General features: G+C 33.8%; 19 protein-coding genes. 5 read left to right on the plus strand and 14 right to left on the minus strand.

What is annotated here, in order from left to right:
• Positions 1–215: 215 nt before the first annotated feature.
• Both DXU93_RS06985 and DXU93_RS06990 read left to right on the plus strand, forming a co-directional pair.
• Entirely contained in the window at positions 216–1,340 is a 1,125-nt protein-coding gene (locus DXU93_RS06985; protein WP_116880557.1) for a metal ABC transporter permease, read from the plus strand.
• The gene (locus DXU93_RS06990) at positions 1,333–2,493 is read left to right on the plus strand and encodes a metal ABC transporter permease (RefSeq protein ID WP_116880558.1); all 1,161 of its coding nucleotides are present in this window, start codon (positions 1,333–1,335) and stop codon (positions 2,491–2,493) included. The genes DXU93_RS06985 and DXU93_RS06990 overlap by 8 nt, the downstream gene beginning before the upstream one ends.
• A 585-nt stretch (positions 2,494–3,078) precedes the next feature.
• Here DXU93_RS06990 and DXU93_RS06995 read toward each other — a convergent pair.
• From DXU93_RS06995 to DXU93_RS07025, 7 genes are all read right to left on the minus strand, one after another.
• Positions 3,079–8,214: a T9SS type A sorting domain-containing protein gene (locus tag DXU93_RS06995; RefSeq protein ID WP_116880559.1), complete on the minus strand. Its 5,136-nt coding sequence runs from the start codon at positions 8,212–8,214 to the stop codon at positions 3,079–3,081.
• 219 nt (positions 8,215–8,433) lie between these two features.
• Positions 8,434–9,333 carry a 23S rRNA (adenine(1618)-N(6))-methyltransferase RlmF gene (gene rlmF / locus DXU93_RS07000; RefSeq protein ID WP_240623433.1) on the minus strand — a complete coding sequence of 300 codons (900 nt, stop codon included), beginning with the start codon at positions 9,331–9,333 and terminating at the stop codon, positions 8,434–8,436.
• A gap of 30 nt (positions 9,334–9,363) precedes the next feature.
• The gene (locus DXU93_RS07005) at positions 9,364–10,533 is read right to left on the minus strand and encodes a hypothetical protein (protein WP_123776074.1); all 1,170 of its coding nucleotides are present in this window, start codon (positions 10,531–10,533) and stop codon (positions 9,364–9,366) included.
• 169 nt (positions 10,534–10,702) lie between these two features.
• A complete protein-coding gene (locus DXU93_RS07010; protein ID WP_116880562.1) occupies positions 10,703–13,171 on the minus strand; it encodes a T9SS type A sorting domain-containing protein in 2,469 nt (822 codons plus the stop codon).
• 125 nt (positions 13,172–13,296) lie between these two features.
• Positions 13,297–13,995, minus strand: coding sequence for a LytR/AlgR family response regulator transcription factor (locus DXU93_RS07015; protein ID WP_116880563.1), 699 nt, complete (start codon positions 13,993–13,995; stop codon positions 13,297–13,299).
• Positions 13,985–15,217, minus strand: coding sequence for a sensor histidine kinase (locus DXU93_RS07020; protein ID WP_116880564.1), 1,233 nt, complete (start codon positions 15,215–15,217; stop codon positions 13,985–13,987). Before DXU93_RS07020 ends, DXU93_RS07015 begins: the two co-directional genes overlap by 11 nt.
• Before the next feature lie 75 nt (positions 15,218–15,292).
• Positions 15,293–15,892, minus strand: coding sequence for a hypothetical protein (locus tag DXU93_RS07025; protein ID WP_116880565.1), 600 nt, complete (start codon positions 15,890–15,892; stop codon positions 15,293–15,295).
• Positions 15,893–15,928: 36 nt separating this feature from the next.
• Here DXU93_RS07025 and DXU93_RS07030 point away from each other — a divergent pair, with 36 nt between their 5' ends.
• From DXU93_RS07030 to DXU93_RS07040, 3 genes are all read left to right on the plus strand, one after another.
• Entirely contained in the window at positions 15,929–18,046 is a 2,118-nt protein-coding gene (locus DXU93_RS07030) for an endonuclease MutS2 (protein ID WP_116880682.1), read from the plus strand.
• A gap of 400 nt (positions 18,047–18,446) precedes the next feature.
• Positions 18,447–19,130 carry a (d)CMP kinase gene (gene cmk / locus DXU93_RS07035; RefSeq protein WP_116880566.1) on the plus strand — a complete coding sequence of 228 codons (684 nt, stop codon included), beginning with the start codon at positions 18,447–18,449 and terminating at the stop codon, positions 19,128–19,130.
• Positions 19,131–19,308: 178 nt separating this feature from the next.
• A complete protein-coding gene (locus DXU93_RS07040; RefSeq protein WP_116880567.1) occupies positions 19,309–20,262 on the plus strand; it encodes a transglycosylase SLT domain-containing protein in 954 nt (317 codons plus the stop codon).
• A 123-nt stretch (positions 20,263–20,385) separates the two neighbouring features.
• On the opposite strand, the gene DXU93_RS07045 is transcribed toward DXU93_RS07040, so the two are convergent.
• From DXU93_RS07045 to DXU93_RS07070, 7 genes are all read right to left on the minus strand, one after another.
• Entirely contained in the window at positions 20,386–21,102 is a 717-nt protein-coding gene (locus tag DXU93_RS07045) for an EI24 domain-containing protein (protein ID WP_116880568.1), read from the minus strand.
• A 6-nt stretch (positions 21,103–21,108) separates the two neighbouring features.
• On the minus strand, positions 21,109–21,270 hold the full coding sequence (locus tag DXU93_RS15025; protein WP_165851355.1) for a hypothetical protein: 162 nt from the start codon (positions 21,268–21,270) through the stop codon (positions 21,109–21,111).
• Positions 21,271–21,348: 78 nt separating this feature from the next.
• On the minus strand, positions 21,349–22,158 hold the full coding sequence (locus DXU93_RS07050) for an alpha/beta hydrolase (protein WP_116880683.1): 810 nt from the start codon (positions 22,156–22,158) through the stop codon (positions 21,349–21,351).
• Positions 22,159–22,204: 46 nt separating this feature from the next.
• On the minus strand, positions 22,205–22,882 hold the full coding sequence (locus DXU93_RS07055) for a hypothetical protein (RefSeq protein WP_116880569.1): 678 nt from the start codon (positions 22,880–22,882) through the stop codon (positions 22,205–22,207).
• Positions 22,883–22,950: 68 nt separating this feature from the next.
• The gene (locus DXU93_RS07060) at positions 22,951–24,822 is read right to left on the minus strand and encodes a T9SS type A sorting domain-containing protein (RefSeq protein ID WP_116880570.1); all 1,872 of its coding nucleotides are present in this window, start codon (positions 24,820–24,822) and stop codon (positions 22,951–22,953) included.
• Positions 24,823–24,950: 128 nt separating this feature from the next.
• Positions 24,951–25,370: a DoxX family protein gene (locus DXU93_RS07065; RefSeq protein ID WP_116880571.1), complete on the minus strand. Its 420-nt coding sequence runs from the start codon at positions 25,368–25,370 to the stop codon at positions 24,951–24,953.
• Between the two features lie 192 nt (positions 25,371–25,562).
• Positions 25,563–26,282: a 3-ketoacyl-ACP reductase gene (locus tag DXU93_RS07070; protein ID WP_116880572.1), complete on the minus strand. Its 720-nt coding sequence runs from the start codon at positions 26,280–26,282 to the stop codon at positions 25,563–25,565.
• Positions 26,283–26,455 lie beyond the last annotated feature (173 nt).

The raw sequence follows: 26,455 nt of genomic DNA on the forward strand, positions 1-26,455 counted from the left end.
CGCTTGTTTTCATTCTTCTGTAAAAATTTAAAGTGTTTGAAGTTGAGGAACGAGACAAGTTTTTAAATTTTCAGAAGTGAAGACTTAGTGGGTAAAAGGTCTTTCAAGGGCTAGACTTTTTTGTTTACTTTTTACGGCGATGGTAAAAAGTAAAAGCTCAATATTGGATGGATGACATTTTAACTAAAAGATAGTATTTAGGAAGAATAGAGATAATGGATTTAACAGAATACATACAACTTGTTTTCAGCGATTACACACTGCGTACCATCACATTGGGAACCGCGATTTTAGGCGCTGTAACGGGGATGTTGGGGAGTTTTGCTGTATTGAGAAAACAAAGTCTTTTGGGAGATGCGATATCTCATGCTGCTCTTCCTGGAATAGCTTTAGCCTTTTTATTTACTGGAACTAAAGACACAAATATCTTGCTTATTGGAGCTTTGATTAGCGGTTTAATCGGAACTTTTTGGATTCGGGGGATTACAGCTAAAACACATTTGAAATCGGATACAGCCCTCGGCTTAATTCTGTCTGTCTTTTTTGGATTTGGTATGCTATTATTGACCTATATTCAGAAGCAACCCAACGCAAATAAAGCTGGACTGGATAAATACCTATTTGGTCAAGCTGCCACTTTGGTAGAAAGCGATGTATGGTTAATGGCAATTGTAATGGGTGCTTGTTTAATCGTTTTATTCTTATTCTGGAAAGAGTTTAAAATCTTACTTTTTGATAAAGATTACGCTCATACTTTAGGCTTTAATACGAAAATCATAGACGTTTTAATCACGAGTTTTATTGTCATGGCGATAGTTCTAGGACTTCAAACGGTAGGCGTTGTACTGATGAGTGCCATGTTACTTGCTCCGGCTGCAGCAGCCAGACAATGGACCAACAGTTTGGGGATAATGGTGTTTTTAGCCGCTGTTTTTGGAGCTTTCGCTGGTGTAATTGGAACGGGAATTAGTGCAACACAAAACAACCTTTCAACGGGACCTGTTATTGTTTTAGTGGCATCCGTTTTCGTGCTTTTTTCCTTTATATTTTCTCCAAAACGTGGTTTACTTTTCAAACGCATTCGCTTAATTCAAAACCGAAACGATTTAGAATTACAAAAAACCTTGACTTTTATGTATCATATTGTGGAAAGTCACCAAAATATCTCGCATCCACATAAAATTAGGATCTTGAACAATTTTAGAGGATACAGTAAGAAAAGTTTAAACAAATTGGTGGCTCAAGATTTAGTAAGTGTAGAAGGTGACTTGTGGAGCATGACACCCAAAGGATTTGAAGTGGCAAAGAATTTATATAATCAAAACAAGGACAATGACTAATGCACAATTCGAAATACATTTGATTGCAAGTTTAGTAGCAATTGCTTGTGCGATTCCAGGAACGTTTTTGGTCTTGCGAAAAATGGCCATGATCAGTGATGCTATTAGCCACTCCATCTTGCCAGGATTGGTGGTCGGATTTTTTATCACGCAAGATTTAAATTCACCTTGGTTAATTCTATTTGCAGCAATTACTGGAGTTTTAACTGTTGTTTTGGTGGAGAAAATTCAACAAACAAAACTCGTAAAAGAAGACACCGCCATTGGGTTGGTATTTCCTGTTTTGTTCAGTATTGGTGTGATTTTAATTGCACAATACGCCAACGATATTCACCTTGATGTTGATGCCGTTTTGCTGGGTGAATTGGCCTTTACACCATTTGATCGAGTGTATTATAGTGAAGTCGATTTAGGACCAAAATCTTTGTGGGTAATCGGCTCTATTTTATTGTTGACACTGGTGTTATTATTTGCCTTTTTCAAGGAATTAAAGCTGAGTACCTTCGATGCGGGACTAGCGACTTCTTTAGGTTTTTCACCTTTGGTCATACACTATGGATTGATGAGCGTTGCCTCTGTAACCACAGTCGGTGCTTTTGATGCTGTCGGTGCAATTTTAGTCGTTGCTTTGATGATCGCACCAGCCGCTTCAGCCTATTTATTGACCACCAATTTGAAGAAAATGCTTGTTTTGTCTAGTTTTTTCGGTGTTTTTAGTGCGATAGCAGGATATTGGATGGCCCATGCACTCGATGCATCTATTGCCGGAAGCATGACCACAATGTTAGGTTTAGTATTTCTTATCGTCTATTTATTTGCCCCAGCCAAAGGTTTGTTTGCTGTGATTTACAGAGAAAAACAACAACGTTCAGAGGTTTCCTTAATTACTTTTTTGCTCCATTTACAAAATCACAGTGAACCCGAAGAGCGTCATGTAAAACACCTCAATGAACATATCAATTGGGCGAAAGTACGAAGTAAGACCGTTTTAAATTTAGCATTGAAAAACAACATGATAACGATTGATCATGAATTGGTTTCCTTAACCCCAAAAGGGGAGGAGTTCACTGCTAAAGCCATTGAATACATCCTCACCAACGAAGAAGGCCTAATCGAAGACATGAAAAAAGATTTCTTCCTGTTTAGAGGGTAAACTTACGCAGAGCTCAAGATAGGAAGAAAGATTCCGACCTAAAGGCACGGAGAAGAAGTGGTTCGATTGAAATCTACAAGGAGAGGAAGCTAGGGATTGATGCCTTCATCATCATTAACTGCCATTACCAAAATCCTCAATCCACCTTTCAAAAAAGATTTCTCCAGATGATCGAAATGACGATTCGGAGGAGAGAATACTTGAAAAAGAGGAAGGAAAGCGTAGCTTCCCTTCCTCTTTTTCACCCTTATACACAAGCGATAGCCGTCATCCTATGTTTGCAAAAGGGATGAGTTTAATTGATAATTTATAAATTTAACTCCTCTTAATTAAGAGGAGAAAAAGCAAGTCAAAAGTCCGTCATTTGTCATTAAGACAGCTCGAAATTCTAGTTCCCTTCTCCTAGTACTTAAATTTTGAACAGTTCATTAGTTTTAAAACCTGTATTTAGTTTCGATAAATTAAAGCATTCTGTAAATCTGTATACTGGACAGGTTTATTGGAATGAACATTTCGAAAATGAATGAATAGAGCAATATCTTTTATTGATTGCAGTTAGTTTTACGTTTACATTTAAATATGATTTTAAGTTTTAATAAACTTAAGCATCTCAATTCCCTTTGCATGAATAATACGTACAAAATACTCGCCTTTAGATAAGTCTCGAACAATTATATCATGGCTTTTACCGTTTAGTTCCTTTACTAGTTTACCAGTTATTGAAATAACTTGAACACTTATTATCCCAGGTATTTCATTTAATCCAGTAATAAATATTTTCTCATCCGCTGGATTTGGAGTCAAACTAAGTTTATTTTTATAATAGTTAGGTATATCAACAAATTCAATAGAAATACATTCTGAAGTATCAATACATCCATCAAGATTTATTTCAGCAGCATAACTTCCACCATTTGGAGGTACAAAAAATCTGTTTGTTGCACCAAGAACAGGATTGTAATTATTATCACAGTTCAGCCATTGATAAGTTGTAGCTTGATAAAAGACATTAAGTAGCGAATCATTTTGATAAATATCTGTATCTGGGTTTGGTTTAATAATTAAATCAAGCGTTACTATTGAATCACAGCCTCCAATGCTAGTTAACGTATCGGTTGGAGTATCTGTACTCTCGGTATATGTTATTCCATCTATCCATGTATATTCTACGCAAGCTTCCTTAAAATCGGTTGTATTGATTGGCGGTTTAATTGTTAAATTAAGTGTTACAATAGAATCACAACCTGTTATAACGCTAGAATAGGTGTAAGTAGGAGAATTGGTGCTCTGAAAATAAGTATTCCCATCTACCCATGTGAATTGTTTACAAATTTCTACAAACTCTGTTTCATGAACTGTATTCAAAACATTAACATTTGAAGTAACAATGCTATCACATCCATCCTGATTTGTAAATGTAGAATTATGTGAAAAAGCAGATGTGACATTTGTAAAGTATGTTCCATCAGGTGCAGTAAAGTTTTCGCCTTCACAAATGGTGATATTATGGCTTGACGAGTTAGAGTTATTATTTACAATCTCAAACCATGAAGAAAGACCACATGAATCAACCCATGTGTAAATACCGGATTGAGTAGCATCACAATAGATCCCACTATTGATAAGGTTTCCATTGTAATACCAATCAACATCTAGGTTCAGATCAACTGTAATACTATTTTCGTCACAATAATGATTTGTGTTTTCTGCTTGAATAGGAAGACTTCCATTATTAGCTTCTAATGTATATGAATCAGGGCTAAATAATTCAAAATATATATTATTTGAAAAATCACAGCCTAAGTAAGAAAGTTGGGATGTGATCCATAATCCTGTTTCAGTTGGATCGACGGGAATAACTATTGCTGTTGTTGTATCATCAAAATCAGTTTGAGGACCATGCATGTAATCAACATGAAATATAATGGAGTCATAGTTACTATTTAATATCACTGTATCATCTAAACAAATTGGATTGTAACCTGGGTAAACAAGGGAGTTATCTATGGAATGAAAAGAAGAAGGTTCCGAAATTACATCGACTAAAATTTCCTTTTCACCTAAACATCCATTGGTTTCAACAGAAGCTCTTATTACACTTGTTGAATTTGGGTAAGTGCTAAAACTGCTTGAGGAGCTAGACTGAATAGAACCATTGACTTGCCACATAGCATTTTGATTCGAAGTCATATATAATTGTTGGCCTTGACAAGCATTTGTATCGCCAATTGAAATTGTTACCAAAGGAATTGGTTTTACATCCATGAAAATTGAAGTGTCAGAAGAACATCCAAATCCAAAAATTTTCATCGAAAAACTTTGGAATCCAGCAGTATCAAAAGGAATTACACTGCTATCTTTAGTGTAATCGGTATACGAACCAATACTCCATTCATAATCAAATGGTAAACCATAGTCGTTATTTGAAACGCTTATTGTGTCAACATAGCAGAAACTATTACTTTGATTAGTAGGGTTAACGAAATCAAGGCAGTTAACACGATAGAATTTATGGACATTTGTAACGATTGGAGGATTTTGATCAAAATATATTAGTGCGTGATTTTTAACAGGTTCAAAGGTTGGAGAGGTTGGGTCATAATCTACTTTAAATTTTATATATCCCATACTTCCCAAAAAGTTGACATTACTGTCTGGTAAATGGATATTTTTAAACTTTACATTTACAATTCCATTTGTATCAACAGTAAAATTATATGAGTGACTTGCAGATATTGGTTTAGCAGTAGACCAATCAAATAGATTGGATAACTGATCATGAATCAAAATATCAACGGCTGTGTCATTTCCTGTATTTTGAAATCGAATCATATATTCTGTTTCATCTTTGAAAGAATAAACCGAGTCACCTTCATATATAAATTCAGTCATCGTAATGTTCTTGTCATTCGGATCGTATGCGCATGTAACTATTTGACTAAGTGTATCTCTTAGTACTCGAGTGTTTGAGCTTCCTGTGAATTTTGCAGATGAATAAAAGTTCATTGTGTCCATCATAAAAGCTGTTCCAGGTAGGTTGAAATCTGCATAGAACTGACTTATTTCAAAAGGAGTTACTCCTGTCAATTGCCAAATTACTGTATCTCCTATTTGAGTTGAAGGTTGATTTGAACTTGAAAAACTTGTGTTTGCAGGAATGGTTACTTTAATCTCTAAATCGACAACCTCAGGGGAGATATTTTGTGTCTGTAAAAACATCCTTCCTTGCTCATTACATCTACTGCCTGATAAATTCGTATCAAATAGATCATCTAAACTATTGTTATTCGTATTTGTTACGCCAATTGAGATGCTGTCTATTGGAGAATTTAAATTAACATTCACTTCACTTGGATAAGGAGTCGTGGTAGCAGTAAAATAGTTTGTGAAGGCAGATGCTATTGAAAAAACATAACTACTATCAGCACCTAAAGAAGCATTAAAATTACCTGAATTATCGGTGTAGGTTGTTAACCAATTATTGTTAAGCTCTAAAGGGAATGAAGGAAACATTAAATCCGTTCCTTGATCAAAATCTCCATTTGTATTCATATCAAAATAAACAGATCCTTTTGTCGAAAAAATATTATTATTCGTGTTTTCATACCAAGTATCTCCAGCAACAAAATCATCATCTCCATCTTCATCCAAATCTTCAATGCGAGTGATAATATTGCTTGCTGTTTCTGTATGTATAAGCTGAAGACCAATACCTGTACTTTTTAATTGCCATTGCCTAGTATCTGACTGAATAATTAGATCTGTTAAATAATCATTATTAAAATCTGTAGAGAAACCTTTTGCCCCTGAAAATGAACCCGAAGGTAGCGTGTAGTATGTTTGTTGTGATCCAAAAGTTCCTGCATTGTTAATATGTCTATAAATTTTATTGTTCGAATCAAGCCAATGAATCTCTGGAAATTGATCGCCGTTACTATCAAAAACACCAACTAATTCTTTACAATCCATGGATAATACTTGCCCCCAAGAAAAGTTATTAGAACCATCATTATGAGCCATTCTTATTTTATTGTATCCAGGAGCTTCATGTTGAATAATTACATCTTTTAAACCATCAAGATCATAATCTGCCAATTTTACTATCACATCACTTACATTAAATTGCGACCATTGAAGTACGGTAGAGGCTAAAACAGGAACACCTGAGTTTAATTCATACATTAAAATTTTATCACTAGATCCAGAACCTCCCGAATTTCTGTTGTGATAAAATAATTCATCTTTTCCATCACCATCAATATCAGCGACAAGTTTAAGATCCATTTTAATGTTTGAAAAAGTCCCATTTGAACCACCGTTGATTAAGTAACCATGTTGGGCGGTGAAGTTGTCTTCACTACTCCATAAAAAATCAGGTAAAGAATCTTGATTAATATCAACTGTATTAAGATCGTATGTAAAGTAAGGAAGTGATCCACCTAATTCTATTGGGAAAAGTGAATCATTAATATTTTCCCATAAAACTATTTTCCCAGTTGTATATGAAACATTGTCTATATCTCCATCGTTCTCGTAATCAACTGTTACGTTGACAGAGAATGCGTCATTCCAAAAATTCCATACTGTAGATTTAGTGTCAAGCGATTGTGATGTTGTGTTTTCTCTGTGAAAAAAACCTATTTCTGAATATGAATTACCAGCAGTGGCAACATAGCATACGTCAGTATAACCATTATTATCTATATCATGACATCTATGTGTTCCTTCGTATATTTGATTTGATGTATTAATAGCTACATTGTTAAACGAAAAACTCCCATTGTTGAAGAAAATGGAGTTACCAATTATAATATCAGAAAATCCATTTTGGTCAACATCATAAAATTCATTGAATTCTAGAGCTTGTGGATTTCCAGCCCCCGTTTGTGATTGATAATCAATATTCCCTGAATAAACGAAGTTATAGTCGTATCCAGAAGTCCATTGTAAAACATGTAGTATCGTTCCTTTTTTAATAACAATCTCCTCATTGCCGTCGTTATTAAGGTCTTGAAAATGCATGGATTCACGTTCTGTAGGTCCTATTGAATTTGAAACAATAGAATCTTGTAAAGTATAATCCATGGATCCAGTTTGAGTATAGATATAAATTTTATTGCTTTTAGCTTTTACAAACATTTCTTGTAATCCATCATTTTCAATGTCATTAAATTTAATGTCGACATCAGAGACATTTATATTGTATGGAACTGTAACTGAGAAGTTGGATGTTGAATTTGTTCCTGATTGATTAATGAAGAAATTAATAGTATTATTTATATAGGAATAAAGGTCAATGTATGAGTCAGTGTTTATATCAGCTGACTTAATCCAAAATAGCGGAGAAGAAGATAATACTTCAGGAGCATCAAATACAAAGTTGCCCATATTTTCGACCCATTGTATTGAGCTGTTGTGAAATACTATGTCTAGAAGACCATCATTATTCCAATCTGTTAGAATTCGATTATTTCCGACTTGAAATTCTGTGAAACCTAAACTGTCAATGCCATTTATGCTTGCATTATAAATACGTGCATTACCATTTCCTATGTAATTAAAAAGCTCTTTATAACCGTCGTTATCAAAATCAGCAAACTCTATTTCCTCTCCCATATTTGGAGTTGCAATTCTTGGATACTGATGATGAAGAAAAGAAGATTGACCTATAACTGAAAATCCAAATAGTAATAGGTAAGACAGGGTAATTAATGATTTCATATTGAAGTAGTTTTGCCGAAATATACGTGTATAAAATCTTTTTTACCAAATTTTTTTCTATAAAATTTAGCTACTCTTCCATATGCCCTTTTATACAAAAGTAGGGCATCATTTCGAAAAAGCTTGAATTGAGAAATATTATATCCATGCGCAACGTTTTTTTTTGGTACTGTTAATCTCTTTAATTCGTAATTGAAAACGAGTAATTAACTCCTGAAATTAAAACCTCCACGCTACAACTCTAGTGATTTTATTTCCTGTTCCCATTGGAATTTCTTTCACTTCTTTAGCGCCAATTTTTTCAAGGGCATTCAATATTCCTTTCATGTTGGATTGTTTCGAAACTAAAGTGGTGAACCAATTAACATTTTTAGCGAAGGCTTTACTTTCCTTGATCATCGTGTGAATAAAAACATATTCTCCTCCTTTAAAAATCAATTCATTTTGATTTCCCGCGAAATTTAGTTTGGGAGATTTTGCGTTTTTACCTGTTAAGTTTTTGACTTTTCTTCTTGTTCCTTTTAAAGCTTCTTCTTTAGAGGAGTGGAATGGAGGATTACAAATCGTAACATCAATTTGATCATCCGGTTTGATTACTCCAAGGAAAATTTGTTTTGGACTTTTTTGTAATCTCAATTCAATTTTCCCAGTTAAACTAGGATTATTATTGACAATGTTTTCCGATGAAGTAATCGATTTAGGATCCACATCAGACCCAATAAAATTCCAACCATATTCAGTGGCACCAAGAATAGGATAAATACAACTGGCCCCAACTCCGATGTCTAAACATTTAATAGCATTGCCTTTTGGAATCTTGCCTTTGTTGTCTTTCGCCAATAAATCAGCAACATAATGAATGTAATCTGCTCTTCCTGGAATTGGAGGAGTTAAATTGTTGTCTGGAAATTCCCAATAATCAATTTTATAGTAATATTCTAAAAGTGTTTGATTTAAAATTTTTACCGATCTTGGATCTGAAAAATCGATGGAGTCTTCACCGTATTTATTGGGTTGAATAATCCCTTTTAAATCTCTATTGATTTTTGCAAGTGCATTAAGGTCGTATTTCCCTTTGTTTTTATTTCTTGGATGAAGTCTTGATTTATCTTTTGTCATTGTCATTTTATATAAAGCGCAAAGCTACAACTATATCTTCGTATTTGATTGTAGCTCGTGTACTTTTCCATCTTTTATCTTAAATGACTTTCCAGCAAATTCAAATGTTTCCCCTTCAGATTTTTTGATTAAGTTGAATAAATCTTCATTTAAAGTGTGAATTGAACCTCCTGTAGCAAATGCCAAGTTTAAATAATGCACATTTAGTCGATATTTTGTACCACAAAGAATAATGCGCACAGGTTTTTCGATGTCTGAGATTAATTGATGGTCACGCATCTCACTGAAATTGTCAGCAATGAGAATTATTTCTTTTGCGTTAGGGTTGTCATTTTGCGCTTTTAAAATTGCTTCCACATCATTTTCTGGTGAATCGCCGCTACAACCGAAAGAAACCGCTTGAAGTAATGTGTCTCTAAATTCAACATATTTTTTTGTTCTTACGGAATGAATTCCTTTTGTTGAACCAATCTTTTTCTGATTATTTGGAATTCCATCCCCATCATTGTACAAGGCAATATATGCCTCCTCCTTTTTATTTAACTTTAATAAAAACCAAAAGACAACTTGTTCAATATAAGGAAACATACTGCAAGTGACATCCGCTACAACTACCGGCTTTTTCCAATTGTTTCTTTCAAAAGCATTGATAATCACTGGATCATTTTTGAATTTTTTTTTGACCTCTTCTTCAGAAATGTCTTTAGTGTCATCTTTAGGAAGAGATTCATAATTTTGTTTCTCTGTAGAACTCAAAATTTGACTTTGTTCGGGTTGATAATAAATTATTGCTCCATGAAACATTATTTTGGCTTGTGATTCATTCTTACAATACATTTGTCGAACAACACTCCAAGTAATTCCTTCGTTTTTAACAAGATCAGAACGAATACTCAACATATTGCGAATACGTTGTTTGTTTAATGCTGAAATGTCTTGGCCTTTTGGGAAGTTCGTGTAAACTAAATCAATTTGGATAATATTTGCTTTTTGCAATATACTTTTGTCCATTACGGATAATATCTTGGAACTTCCATAATTCATATTCACAACAGCAGTATTTAAATGAGTTCCTGAAATTCGGTAAATTCCAGCTTTTTTTTCTTTTTGATTGATGATGTCATCAATGGTTCTTGCATTGTTTTGGGCAAAAATGATAAACGAGAGACTAGAGAAAAATAGAAAGGTGATCAGTTTCATAGGCATCGTTTTTAAATTTTGGGGTTCAAATGTATAACGTTGACTATGTGGTTTGTTACAGGTTGATGTGAACTCTTGAAATTTTAAATAAAAACAATAAGACACCAATCGCAGAGATTGATGCCTTAAAGATAATACAAATTGAAATCAATTTATAGCACAAAAAAATCTATTTCTTAACCAATTTGTGTGTGGAGTAACTTCCGTTTTGATTTTTAATCTTGACAAAATATACCCCTGTATTAAGATGATTTACATTGATTTTTATAACGGTGGATGTAGGTAATATGTTCACTACTGAAGCACCCAAAGTGTTCAATATTTCGACTTCATGAATTTGATTATCACTTGAAATTGTAATGTTTTGTTGAGTTGGATTAGGATAAATAGAAGTCTGAACTTTAGTTGAAGTTGATAAATTTAAAGTTGATGGATTTTCAAAAGCACCAAGGTCAATAGTTGCTGTTCCATTACCATCTCCGTCTTCGATTCTATTGTTTCCGGCTAAATCAACAGGGTGAGCACTTGAGTTATTGTCTCCAGCATCAACTAGTGTAGAAAATTTCCCGATTCTAAAATCTCCTGAAGAATTTGGTGTACTACTTGGAGTTATCGCTTGAAGGAATAGTGGATCATTTGCAGTTGTCCCGTCAAGGTTACCATTTCCACTTATTCCACTTTCGTTTTTAACGATTGAATAATTAAGTGATGCGTTTGAAATAGCAGTTTCTGGGTTACCATTTGCCGCATCATTTCCCCAAATTATAGTGTTGTTTGCTGTGAAACTGTCCATAATTCCACCAAATTGATTGGCTGCATAATTTCCTGTTATTGTAACATTGTTTAATTCTATTTGAGAAGGGGAGGGTGAGTAAATTCCACCACCATTATCATCGGTAACATTTCCTGTAATTATTGAATTATTGATTTCTAATGAACCATTATAAATTTGATAGATTGCTCCACCACTTCCTTTAGCATAATTTCCTGAAAAAATAGAATTGTCAATCGTCGTATTTGAGCTACCTAGGTAAAGAGCTCCTCCTAATGTATTGTCTCCAGTATAGCAACTTGTGATTTTTATATTTTCTAATGCAATTGTAGCATCATCTGCTGCAATTCCTGCACCGTTTGATCCACTGGTATATCCATTTTGAATTGCTAGTGCTTGAATTTTTACGTTTGATGAATTGTAGATATAAAATGCTCTAAAAGTGCTGTCTCCATCAATAATGGTGTTTTCAATTCCGTTCCCAATTATTGTAAGGTCTTCAGCAATAATGAAATGGCCCGTTGTTAAATTTATAGGTGTTCCATCAGTACTTGGATCAAAAATTATGGTGTCTCCCGAACAAGCATCGTCAATTACCTGTCGCAATGAACCTGCACCTGAATCATCAGAATTCATTACTGTATGTGTTGAGTTTCCGAGAATAGTAAGATCGATGGTGAGAATACTATCTGTTGAACAAGTAGATTGTAATGTATCTGTTACGATCATGTTACCCACTGTGTTGTAGGTTTCATCACCACTAGGAACAGTGTAAGTAAAACATTCTGAAATATTAATTTCTGTATTCGAAACACCTTCCGCAGCTCCAACATCTCTTTGTGTACCTTGGATAGAATAGTTTTGTGCATCTGATAAATCTGAAGGATCTCCCATGTCTATTGCAATACTTCCGCAGCCTGGAGCCATTGTAGAAATTGTTCCACCATTGTTTTGTAGTGGCCCTAAATCTACATCGTTTGCTGTAACTCCCATTTGGTCTGTTGCAATAGAACCTGTTATAGATGTATTATCTAATATATTGTATCCATGAGAAGTGATATTGTATCCTGGATATGAATAAATATTGCTCGTACCATTGGAGACCAATATACTACTTCTGATTTCTACATTTGAGTTTGTACCACTACTGTAAATCCCACCACCATCTGTTGAAGAAGTATTGTTAACAATTGTTGAGTTCTCAACGATAACATTTGATGTCCAACCAGAAGTGTTCGAATTGGATCGAATTGCTCCACCTGTTCCTCCGCTATTTCCTGTCATGGTTGAATTTTTTATATAGGTATAAACATTCTGATTTGGATTTGAAATATGTATTCCACCACCATCGGCAGTTGCTGTGTTATTTGCAAATGTACAGTTGTCGACGTAAAGTCGAATAGGAAATGCAAATGAAAAAGTGCTTATTGCACCTCCAGATTGAGCAGAAGAATTGTTTTCAAATAAAATGCTATTCAAATAGACCTTTTCTACATTCTCACATAATATTGCTCCTCCATCGGATGTTGCTGAACCATTTTGAATGGTGAGATTGTTGATGATGACACTGTCAATACCGCTAATGTTGAAAATTCTTGAGTTTTGTCCACCATCAAGAATCGTATTGTTAACTCCATTTCCTTGTATCATAATTCTTTTTGAAAAAGAAATCTCTCCACTTGTTAAGAGTATTGCTTGACCCTGAATTGAGTTGTCAAAAGCAATGGTATCACCAGTATTTGCAGCTGCAATTTGTGCCCGCAATGAACCGGAACCTGAGTCGTTGTTATTTGTTACTGTGAGCACATTAGCATAGTATGCATTTGTCGCAATCAACAGTAAAATAGTAAGTAATGATCTTTTCATAATATTGTTTTTTTGACAAAACTATATCACGAAAATAGAATGATGAAAATTGTGGGGTGAACGACAAAATTACTGTGATGAAATACGATTTAAACTTTAGAAGACCATAAAATCTCCAATTGGAATTAACGAAGAATTTGTTCCATTTTATCTTTAAATTGCTTTTTATAATTCCTCCCAACAGGTAATTCTTGCTTATTTAATTTGACATGTGTACTTGTAAAATGTTGAACCTTATTTAAGTTGATGACATAAGATTTATGAATTTGAATAAAGTCTAACGGTAGTCTACCTAACAATTGTTTTAATGAAATTCGTTCGACACATTTTTGTCCATTTTCCAAGAAAAGATTGACATAGTTACTGTCTGTTTCTAGATAAAGTATATCATTAACATCGATTAAAATTTTTCGGTTATTTAAAGTAACTGTAAGTTTTTGCTTATCGATTTTCTTTAACGCAATGGAAATTGATGCTTGAATACTTTGTTGTGTGTATGGTTTTTCTAAGAATCCTTCTGGAAAAGTGGCAGAGGCTGATTTAATATTTCTTTCGTCAGCATTGGCTGTGATATAAATATGTGGAATCGGAGACTTTTCATGGATTTCTAACATCAATTCTGTTCCCATTTTTTGTCCTTCACCTAAATTAATATCAATCAGAAGTAAGTCAAAATCGACCTCGTTAATTAACGCTTCAGCTTTTTCGGTACTTGTCGCAATCCATATCTTACGTGCTCCGAGTTCTTCTAATATTCTGCGTAAGTTTTCGGCAATTAACTCTTGATCTTCTAATATTAATAGCTTGACATTTTTAAACTCCATCTAAATTGATTTTTAATACAGTTTTAACTCCATACTGACTAGAACGTTCTACTTCGGCGCCAATTTGTCTGCTTAACATTTTAATCATGTTGTGCCCTAATCCAGGACTTGTATTCTCATCAAAACCTGCTCCATTGTCTTGAAAAGAAATGATGAGTTCATCCTTATTTAAGCTCATTTTTAATTCAAAAATTCCATTTTGATCTTGAGGAACACCATATTTTACTGAGTTGGTAATGACTTCATTCATAATTAATCCAATCGGTATAGCCTTTTCAAGCTTTAGGTGAAATGGAACCAATTCTGTCTTGAGTTGGATTTTGTTTTGGGAATCAGGATAAAGTGAAATTGTGTTTTTTGCTAATTCTTCAAGATATTCCGACATTTCAAGCTGGTCGACTTGTTCATCGTTTTTATACAGTTTTTTATGAATTGAAGCCATAGAGTTGATTCTTGAAATGCTCACTTTTAATGCTTTGGAGTCAGCACTTTCTTTAACCATGTTCATTTGCAATTCCAATAAACTAATAATCAATTGAAGATTGTTTTTCACACGATGGTGAGTTTCTGCAATTAGCATTTCTTTTTGTTCAACTGTTTTATCTACTTTCTTCTTTTGTTGCGTTATCGTATTTACCGCTATTTCGAGATCAGATTTATATTGAACCGCATAAGATTTTAAATAAACGGTATAAAATAAAGTTAAAGCAATAACAATAATTGAAGCAAGTCTAACAGTTTCTATTCTGTCTTCAGTGAAAATTACCGAAGGAGTGTAGAAATTATATTGATTGTTGGCTAAGCCAATGCAGGCGATACAAAAAGCGATGGCAGTAAATAATAAAACCCTTTTTTTAGATTCGATGATCAGTGTTAAAAAGCTAAACAAAGACAATATAAAAAGCATTAATGAATAATTATCGAGCTTGAAGACGAATACAACAGATATCAATCCCAGGAAAACTGATGTAACCAATAGCCAAATGGTGATGTTAAATTTCCCTTTGGAATTGAAGTAAAGCATCGCTACATTTAATAAAAGAGAGATGGTCGTTTGACCGAATTGCTCAGTACTAGCTTCTTCAAAAATGGAAACATAAATAAACCCTAATAATTTAATTAGAAAAGCGGCAATCACAATGATGTTGAGTAAGCGCCTTTGACGCCTGTCATATTGTGACAAGCCATGTGAAACTCCAAGATTGAATAGTGTTTTTATCATCTAGTTTAATCAGTTCAATGCTAAAATAAATTGACTTTGGTTAAATGTTAGTAGGGCTGAAATGTGATCTTGCTTTTATTTCCAATCAAAAATATAAACGGGTAAACGGTCTGGAATTTTTACATTGATTTCCTCATCATTGTATTTCCTCACCAAGCGATTATCCTCCCATTGGAAAATGTATTTTTCTTTTCCCTTTGTATGGATGAGTTCTTCAAAACCGTAAAATAAAAATTGATTGTCTCCAACGGCAACAGTCGCGGAACCACGAACCATTAATTTTACACCGTTGGTGAATTTTAATTTGATTTCATCTGTTAATTTATTGTAATTCCCCTCAATTAAAGTGATTTTGGTTTCCACTTCTCCAGCAGAAGCCATAAAAATCTTTCCAACTGGCTTGTCCAATTTTGAAATAAAATCGGCAGGGAGTACATAAATCAAGGCACGTTCGATGTAAGGATAGGATTCCAAATCAACTTTGATTGCGTTTTCGTCTTTTCCCATAACAATTCTATTGTATACAATAAAAGCGCACATAACACCAGTCATTGAAATCAATAAGTTGATAATTGCAACGGGTGTACTCGGAAAATGTGAATATAGGTACCAAGCAATTCCGATAAAAGGAAGGATAGTAAGTAGAGAAATTATTAATGCGGTGAACTTTTTCATTTAACAAATGTAATGATTTCTTAGCTTTGTATGCAAATGTTAAAATGCGACTCACAAACATATAAGGATTTAGAGCTTGAAAAGCTGCAAGATATTTTAAGAGATTATTGTATAGGTCCTTCTGCGCTTAAGATTGTAGATCAATTAAAGCCTGTCAGAAATAACGAGGAATTAATAAAATTTCTCAATCAAACCAGTGAATTGGTTGAAATTAGAAGAGAAGGGGAGGCTTTTCCAAGATTAGAGTTTGAAGAACTCAATAGTGAAATTAAAATGCTTCCTGTTCAAAACGCGAGTTTACCTCAAGAGAGTTTTGCACGAATTCGACTGGCTTCGACGATGGTAAATGCTTTACTTTACTTTTTCAATAAACGTGAAGCGGACTTTCCTCAGCTTTATGAATTACTCGAAAATGTTGAGTTTACTAAAGAAATTATTGAGAAAATCGATACTATTTTTGATAAACATGGTAAAGTTAAAGATGATGCTTCTCCTGGATTATTAGCAATTCGTCAGCAAATGCAAAGCTTGAAAAGGCATATACATTCGGCGTTTGATCGCAGCATGAGAAAACTGCTAAAAAAAGGTTATCTCAGCGATACCAAAGAAGGTTTTATGAATGATCGCCGTGTTTTGGCTGTATTGTCTTCATACAAAAGAGAGGTGAGTGGACAAGTGGTTGGAAGTTCTAAATCTGGAAATGTAACTTTTATTGAACCTGGTGAAACGGTTCCTTTAAACAAAGAATACGAGCAACTTCTCGATGATGAACGAAAAGAAATATTCATTATCCTTCAAGGCTTAACACGTGAAATGTTGGCTTATTTACCACTGATTAAAAATTATCAGCAGGTGCTAACAAAATTGGATTTTATCAATGCAAAAAGTCGTTTGGCTTTGCTTTTAGATGCGAATAAACCCTCAATAAATGACGATATGGTGATGGAAATGATAGATTGTTATCATCCATTATTAAAGTTGAACAACGAAGCACTAGGCAAAATGACGGTTCCACAGCGAATTTCAATGGATAAAGAATCTCGTATGTTGGTGATTTCTGGACCCAATGCAGGAGGGAAGAGTATTACTTTAAAAACAGTTGGGTTGCTTCAGTTGATGTTGCAATGTGGATTGTTGGTGCCTTTACATCCGAATAGTAAAATGTGTTTGTTCGATTCATTATTGACAGATATTGGAGATAATCAATCCATAGTTGATGAGTTAAGTACCTATTCCTATCGTTTAAAAAGAATGAAACACTTTTTGAATGTGGCCAATGAAAATTCCTTGCTTTTATTGGATGAATTTGGTACAGGTTCCGATCCCGACTTAGGAGGTGCTTTGGCTGAAGTATTTTTTGAAACACTTTATGACAAAAAATCTTTTGGTGTAATCACAACGCATTACAGTAATATTAAACTGAAAGCAGATAAATTACCTCAAGCAGTGAATGGCTGTATGTTATTTGATACCGAAACTTTAAATCCATTGTTTCGTTTTTCTACAGGTCAACCCGGAAGTTCCTTTACTTTCGAAGTCGCCCAAATCAACGGGATACCAAAAGGATTAATCAATAAAGCAAAATCCAAATTAGACCGTAAAAAGGTAAAGATGGATGAATTGTTACACGAATTACAAAAAGAGAAATCTTATTTGAATCGTTTAACCAAAGAACATATTTTAGCACAAGAAACCGCTGAAAAACATAGACTATATTACGAGGAAACTAAGGAGAAATACGAGCGCAAACTAAATAGTTTAAAAAATAAGGCTGAAGAAACAAGTAAGTTAGTCAGCTTAGGAAATAAGCTTCAATCTTACATCGATGAATATAAAGTGGGTGTAAAAAAGAAGAATGTGAATGCTCCTTTAATGCAAGATGTGAAGAAATACATCGCGAAGGAAAAATCAAAGATTGAAGAAGCAAAACAAGAAATTCGCTTAAAGAAACAAGCCAAAAAGAAGAAGAATAAGCCGAATAAAACAGTAAATGAATACCGTCAAGACAAAATAAAAGTGGGGAGTAAGGTGAAATTGATTGCTACAAAACAAACAGGTGAAGTCGAAGAAATTAAAGGCGATGATGTAACTGTTTTACTTGGATTCGCTCGAATGAAAGTAAAATTAAGACAATTGATTTATATTTCAAACTGATTGAAATTATTGATTTTTAATAAGGTTTTATTCTGTGTTTTTAAGGAACTATTTATTAAAGTAATTATAAGGAAATGCTAGTTGTTTCGGATGCGCCTTATCTTTTTTTGAAGATGGAGTGAATTAGAAGTCGTTAATAATGACGGAAGCTTCGGAGCTTGTGGAGAAGATCACCGGTATTATCGACTTTTAAGAGTGGAGTTAATAAAAAAGATTAAGCGCTAGACTTTTTTGCTTTACTTTTTTTGGCATTGAAAAAAAGTAAAAAATTAAGTTTGTTCATGACTTTTATTTTGAAACCTATTTTTAGTTCCTTAATAGAGGTATTCTTTTAATGATGTTGTAGTAAATTTGCAACTTACAAAGTTCCAAACACGCATTATTTTTTATATTTATCACCATGAAAAAAGAAATCACAATCGCCATTGATGGATGGTCATCTTGCGGAAAAAGCACATTAGCAAAAGCCTTGGCAAAATCTTTAAACTTCGTTTATGTTGACTCTGGAGCAATGTATCGAGGAGTGGCTTTGTATGCTTTAAGAAAAGATTTAGTTTCGCCATCTCATGCAAACGAAGAAGAAATCATCAAGGGCTTGTCTGATATCACATTGACTTTTTCAAACAATGATAAAGGTTCAGCAGATTTATATTTGAATGGTGAAAATGTTGAACAAGAAATCCGAACAATTACCGTTTCCAATGTTGTAAGTGCTGTTGCGAAAATCAAAGAAGTTCGTAGCTTTTTAGTCGCTCAACAACGAAAAATGGGCGAAGATGGAGGAGTAGTAATGGATGGCCGAGACATTGGTTCTGTTGTTTTTCCAAATGCTGAACTTAAATTATTTGTAACTGCAGATCCAGAAATCCGTGCACAAAGAAGATATGACGAATTACAAGCCAAAGGCGATAATGTTTCATTTGATGAGGTAAGAGAAAACCTTAAAATGCGTGATGAAATGGACAAGAACCGTGAAGAAAGTCCGTTGATTCAAACAGAAGACGCAGTGGTTTTGGATAATTCTAATTTAAGTCCAGCAGAGCAACTTCAAGAAAGCTTGAAGCTCGTTGAAGCACGAAAATAATAAGTATATTTACTGAGAAGCCTTTTTTTACGAAATCTCAATTGAAATCATTCTCGTTTTATTAACGTACAATTGTTATCAATTCCATTTACAAATTGTAACCAATGCATTAATTTTTAGTTATTATTGTGAGTGTTTGAAATACCTTTTGTGTTTTCATTTAAACCATAAAATAACTATGCTGAAAAATATATTATTCGCCATTTCATGTTCCTTCGTTAGTTTAGCTTTCTCCCACAAAAGTGACAGTTTAGTTAATGAGGAAAAAGAATCGACTTCAACTGTGAATTTTGTAGAATCAAGGTTTTTAAATGATTCAGTAGATTTACATTACGTGAATAATATTCAGCTTTTTGAAGAAGAATGGGATCGCTTAGCGCATCCTGTATTTTGGAAAACTTTGATGACCCTTCCAGAGGACTCTTGTGTTATTAATATTGGAGCAACAAGAGAGATTGTAGAGTACATGACACTTGAAGAATGGGACGAGCGAACAGATGATGAAAAAGATGTTTACCGTGATTCCATTCGTGCTTCAAGAAACTTGACCAGTGAGGATAAAGTTTATATGACCACTGGAAAAAGAGAGTTTTACACTTTTGATAAGGTACTTCCAACAATTTCAAAAGGGGTAGCAGTTTTTAAGCAACAAAATGTAGATCCTTGGTATGCACAAGCTATTTTAATGATTGAAAGTCCAGGAAGATTAGCGAAATCAAATGTTGGTGCTTATGGTTCATTCCAATTGATGGCCTCTGTGGCACGATCTCAAGGCTTAAAAGTAAACCGTTATGTTGATGAGCGAAAAGACTTTGTGAAATCTGCAATCGGAGCAAGTAGGCTCATTTCAAATGTATGTATTCCAGAGGCCAAAATTATTTTAGATAAAAAAGGGATTACTTATAACGAAAATGATTTATGGTTTAGACTTTTTGTGTTACACGTTTATCATGCCGGAGCATATAATGTGGCTGGAGTAGTCAATAAAATCAATCCGGATAAAGGAGGAATGGAGTTAATTCAAAGAATGTGGATCACGGAAAATGGTCGTTTTAGAAATGCATCACAAAATTATTCTCAATTGGCTCTGGCAGCAATGTTGATTTTTGAAGAAATGCTTTGGGACTGCTAAAAATTAATGACAGCAGTCATAAATTATAGGGAGAGAAAGCTTCGCTAAGGAAAGGTTTTAGGAAGAGATTAACTTAGCTTTCTCTTTAAAATATTAAAAGACCTTTCATGACTTAATCCTGAATTATTTTTCTGATTTCAATTTCAAATAATTTATTGTTCCTACGCTCGTTAATAAAACAGGAGCAATAACAACTCCAATGAAAGGAATAAACAATAAAGCCGTAAAAATTAATCCTGTGAGAATCATATGAAGTGGATGATGAAAGGCATAATTCCAACTGTCTTTCACTTTTACATTGTGTCTTTCAAGTGAATAGTCATAACTGTTAAATCCAGTAAAGAAAGCCACTAAAATCAATGAAACCAGTGGGGAAAGGAAATTTAAGCCTAAACTCCAAGCCAGTAAATACCAAGCCAGCATGATGATTAAATAAAGAAATCCACCGAAAATAACCACTCCTAATGTTCTGATTAAATCATTGAAGAATTTACTCCAATTCGATTTGAAATGAATACCCGTTTCATGGGTTTCTACAGCCTGACTTAACGCAGTATGAAATGGAGAGAGCAAGGTGATGATTGTAAATTGATAAAAATAAATGGAAAGACTATTCATCCAATTAAAAACAGAATCTACAGCGGTGCCTAAATAGCTTCCAATCCAAGGCGTATAACTAATCACACCTAATGCACTTCCAATGGATTCGAAAATAAACATGAACAAATAGAATAAGCACATGATGACGATTCCAGGAATAAAGTAGATTAAAAACTTCCTTTTAATAAGTAGGTTTGTGGCACGTTTAAATGCGTAGATATGGTTTTTAATTGCTTTCATTCAGGATTAAAACAATCTTAAAATTAACATAATCACTCCAAAAAAAGCGATTGTACCAAGGAAGAATAATTTCCCTCCACGGTATCCTTTTCTATACCAATACCAGCTATTTATTCCTCCAAGGATAAGTCCACCTATAAATGCGTTGATATAGAGTTCTGCTGCCATTTGAATCCAATTTAAATTTCTTTATCTGTTCATAAAACTATCATGATTTAACAATAAAGGAAATGGATTGTTTCAATTTTATGGATTTAATGACCAAATCAACGCCTCTTCTTTTGTTGCTCTAAATATAGTATGATGTTTTTCTTTAGGCTGATCAACATATTTCCAGTTTAAATTTTCTGGTGCTATCCTCTTCAGTTTCTCCTCTAATTGTTGTGTATATGTTGAGATATCGACAGCGTTAGAACCCGCAAACCAAAGGCGTTTTTCTTGCTCATCCAGGTTTTGAATTAATTGTTCAGCATTCCTAACCAAGTAGTGATTATTCCACCATAGTGAAGGGTCCATAGCAATATAAATGTCAAACTTCTCAGGACTTAGAAAAAAGGTTTCCATGACAAATAAGCCAGATAACGATTCGCCTATTATTCCTTTGGTGTCATTTACACGGTATCTTTTCTCTATTTCTTGAAATAATTCTTCTGTGATAAAATGTCTAAATTCACTTGCACCATCTGTTAATGGACAATAAATGGAGTCTTTTTTATTTGAAGAAGCTCCAGTAAGATCTCTTCTTCTATTGGTATTCTCAATTCCCACTAAAATAAATGGAGGAATACTTTCTTTTGTAATTAACTCATCTAAAGTGTTGGCAATATGAGGAAAATCCTCCATCACAATTCCTCCATCAGCCATGTACATCACAGGAAAATTTTTGTTTCCTTCTCCATAAGAAGGAGGAAGCCATACATTAATGGTCCTTTCTTCATCAATTTTAGTGGCGTGGATTTGAAATTGCTCGTGCACTGGAATCGGATCGTCATATTTGACACGTGTCCCGCAACTAAATAATAGCAATGCAATAACAAGATAAGTAATTGGTTTCATGGTGTTTTTTGTATTGAATTTAAACAAAAAAGAGAAAACAATCAATTTATTTTTGAACAACAAAACCATTCATTAAGTCAAGAATGACATTTTCATTGCGCTTCCAAATTTTATCGCTTGTCCAAGTTGTGAATTGAACAGATCCATTTTCATTAGAGTAATAATAAGAATCAAAAATAAATGTAATTCCAGAAAAACTTGCTCTTACCGTTGCTCTTATTATTGGTGTCCCATTAATTGTTCTATGTTCTGTTTTTAAAATTTCAACCTCAGAACCTGTGTTTTCTTCCATTGAGTTTTTGGCAATTCTAAACAAATCATCTGGGGCAATAGTCGTTTCTTCGGAAATGACAATACTCCAGATATCATGTTCTTTCGATTGAAAACCGAATTCAGCATCATCGTTCAACGTTGCTGGAGGAACCCTCTTCCAAAGATCATTGTTATAGTTAACGTCGAAGGAAATAAAATCGTTCGAAACTTTACTCTTAGCGCTTTTTGGGGTAGTGAAAGGAGTAGATAGCGTGTCAATGTCCAAATCTAAATACATAAATGAAAGATGATTGGGAATAGGACTTACTTCATCTTTATCAAAGCTCCATGTTCCGTTTTGATAAACATAAATAGTGTCTCCATCTTCTGTGACAGCTGTAGTTTGTGCATTTGAAGTTAGGCCAATTAAACAGAAAATTGAAGTTAGGCTCAGTAGGTTTTTAATGTTCATTATTTTAAATTTCAAAAGTGTATACTGTTATATAATTCAAAAATAGTAAAATATAAAACTTAACTCGTTTATTTCAAAATCCTTTCGGTAATAGAGCCCGTTTTTGTTGTGATTTTCAACAGGTAACTTCCATTCGGTAAATTCTCCAAATCGATAATTCGCTCATTTTGAACAGTTCCTTCCTGAATTATTTTTCCGTCGATATGCAGAATAGAATAATTTGACCCGTTTTCTATTCCTTCAATGTTTAATGTTGTGGAAAACGGATTGGGATAAATATTCAAACTTTCAGTATTGTCTTGGTTTTCTAGGGCTAAAGTTGAAGAGATTTTGGCTAAGTAATTCACTTCAAAAATAAAATTATTTTCAAACATACCACCAATGTATAAATCACCTGAATATTGATTGTGGACAATACTTTTTACCGGCTGGTCAAAGCCTGCCAGAGGTTCAATCTGATTTGTAATGAGGTTATAACTTGCAAGATGGCTGCCATACGTTCCCATTAATGGCTCTATATTGAAATCACCTCCAAAAATAAATTGAGTTGATTGGCTTGAATTATTCATAGAGATGGAATTGATATTAAATGATCCTATGGTACTATTGGTTATATAAAGTGGTTGTAATACGGAATTGTAATATCTACTTAAACAAATATTATTTTCTCCTCCTTGTCCACTACAATAACCACCAAATATAAGTGAATTACCTGTCCATAAGACTGTATTTACAGTGTCGCTCACCGCTGCACCTAATCCATAAGGTTTGTAATTACTTTTCTTAATAAATACATTATTGGCTGTAAAACTCGTGTCAATTGTTGCGTTGGAATTATAAATTGTCACAGTGTCGAAATGGCCAACATGTGTAAGACCGTATGTATTGTAATCAATAGCCTTAATAAAACCATTTACTTTGGCGCTTTTTGTCCATGAACCATTGCTGTTTTTTTGCCATAATTCCTCTTGGTTGGGAAGAGATGGGTGAGCAATAACTACATCAAATTGAAGTGATGTGTTACCCACATAAGCTGTTTTTGCGATAGCTCCTATTCTTTGTGGAATTTCAATGTAATTCCAGTCTGTTCCATTATAAATTGCAACAGGATATGTATTTCCATTATGGTTGATTTCACCAAACGCCACAAAACTTCCTCCAGAAAAATGAACTTCATTTATCTTTCCTTCAAGGCCATGACCGATACATGAAAGTTGGTTGTCACGATAATATCCAATGTTTAAACAAGGTAAATTGTCTAATTCGGTAAAGTTTCCTGCAAAAGTAAAATAGTCTGAATTATCTTTTGAGGTAATACTGTTGATTGGACCATTAGTGGCTCCAGAAATTTGTTCAACTGTTTGTTGAGGGGCATAATTTGGTTGAATCCATTTTAGTTCTTCAATCGTAAATCCAAATGCTATGGCCCATTCTTTTAATCCTTTTGTTTGAATATCTGAAAGATAATTGTAATTGTGTTCTTGACTGATCGCGAAGGCTAAATCTCCATTTCCTGATTCAGAAATCATTTGTCCAACAGCACAATGTGTACCCAGTTCATCTATGAAATAAGGTGTTCTTATTGAGTGATATTGATTGATTGGGAAAATCTTTCTATCTGCATAGATTTGAAGTTTGTCCAAGATTTGAAGTCTTTTTGAGACTTGTGTTGCATTTAAGTGTTTCGGAGTATTCTGTTTTAAATAATCAGTCACCAAATGGAGGTGTAATTGAATTCTATCTTCATCTGAATCAAATGAAACGATTCCTTCTGGAGCAAATTCTTTATGGAAATTCCACTCTTTATTGATTTCTACTAGATGATTGAAATACGTTTTTTTTTGATTAAAATCATTGGCGTATATGCTTAGTCCAATAAAAATAAAAAATGCTGTAAGAAGTTGATATAGTTTGGATTCGGGATATTTTTTGCATTTCATAATCGTGTTTTTCTCGGATGAAATTTAAAATTAGAGAAAAATATTGTTTCCACCAAAACTTAAATTATCCACCAAAGATTATCATTGTTAATGCTTCTCAGGTTAAACACTTCCAATTAAAAATACCACTATTTCTTTTCAATCAAATAATCAATGGAAAGTTTATCCCAAGTTCTTGGAATCATTAATAAAGCCACCAAAAGTATCGTTCTGTACATGACGTGAGATAAATCCCAAATGGGTTCGGCAAGCCCATGACCAAAAGTAACGATGATTAATACTGATGCTAAGGCATATAAAGCATAATTTGTTTTGAGTCCAAGCACGAGTAACGCACCACCAATTAATTCAATGTACGAGGTGTAATATGCTGTGATATTTATAAGGTAGGCTGGAAGAATGTCTTCAAAAGTTCCCTTAAAAAAAGGTGCATTGATCACGTTATCCATGCCCCATGAAAATATTTTTCCAAATCCTTGCATCAAGAAGATTAATCCCAATAGCATACGAAGGGTAAAAACACCTATTATTTTATTCAAATTAGACATATGAAGTATTTTATCGTTGAGTAATCATTCAATTCTGATTGAAGGTCTTTTATGGATTTACAGAAAATATGGAAACTTAAAGTATCAATTGCATAAGCAAAGTAAGAACTAAAACATAGCGCCTAACAAGAAATTATTTTCGTTCTCGTTACACACTATGTTTTTGTGTTTTCAAATATTGAGTTGTAATCACTAAGGATTAGTCGACCATAAAGCTGCACTTTTTAGCATTGCTCTTTTTGGTAATTTAAGTCCCGCAACAACCAATTCTGCAAAATCTTCTGGTTGTAATACACTGTCTTCTGTATCGTGATTCGCAATTCCTAAACCAACAGACATGTCAGAAACAATAGTACTTGGCGTTAAGGTACATACGCGAATGTTGTTTTTACGAACTTCTTTCATCAATGACTCAGACATTCCGATAACAGCAAATTTTGAAGCTGAATATGCAGAAGTCGTAGCATTTCCACTCAATCCTGCAGTTGAAGAAACATTAATGATTTCTCCATCATTTTGATCGATTAAATGAGGCAACACTTCTTTCGTTACGTAGTACATTCCCATGACATTGGTTTGAATAATTTGACTCCAATCTTCAACTTTCATGTCGTTTAATGTACCAAATGCAGCAATTCCAGCATTGTTCACCAAAATATCTACAGAACCTAATTCCTCAATAATACTTTTGATTCCGCCTTTGACCGCTTCATAATCACTAACATCAAAAGTGGCATAAATTGCGTTTACTCCTAATTCCTTTAATTCGTTAACCGTTTCCTGAAGTACAGTTTCATTTCTTCCTGTGATGGCAATATTAATTCCCTCTTTTGCAAATGCAATGGCCGTAGCCTTACCAAGTCCTCTTCCTCCTCCGGTAATGATTGCATTTTTATTTTTCAACTTTGTCATGATGTGATTTATATTTAAAATTAATGATCAAATGAAAAAAGGCATTTCGCTTCTCTTCGTGAGGGTAAAATTAGATATTGTTTATTAACTCCTGGTTAAGGTCTTGTCTCAATTTATTAAACTTTAGCATATTTTATGAGTGTGATGAACTTCTGTTAAAGGACAAATTTTTT

The sequence above is a fragment of the Brumimicrobium aurantiacum genome (assembly GCF_003402975.1).
Taxonomy (GTDB): domain Bacteria; phylum Bacteroidota; class Bacteroidia; order Flavobacteriales_D; family Crocinitomicaceae; genus Brumimicrobium; species Brumimicrobium aurantiacum.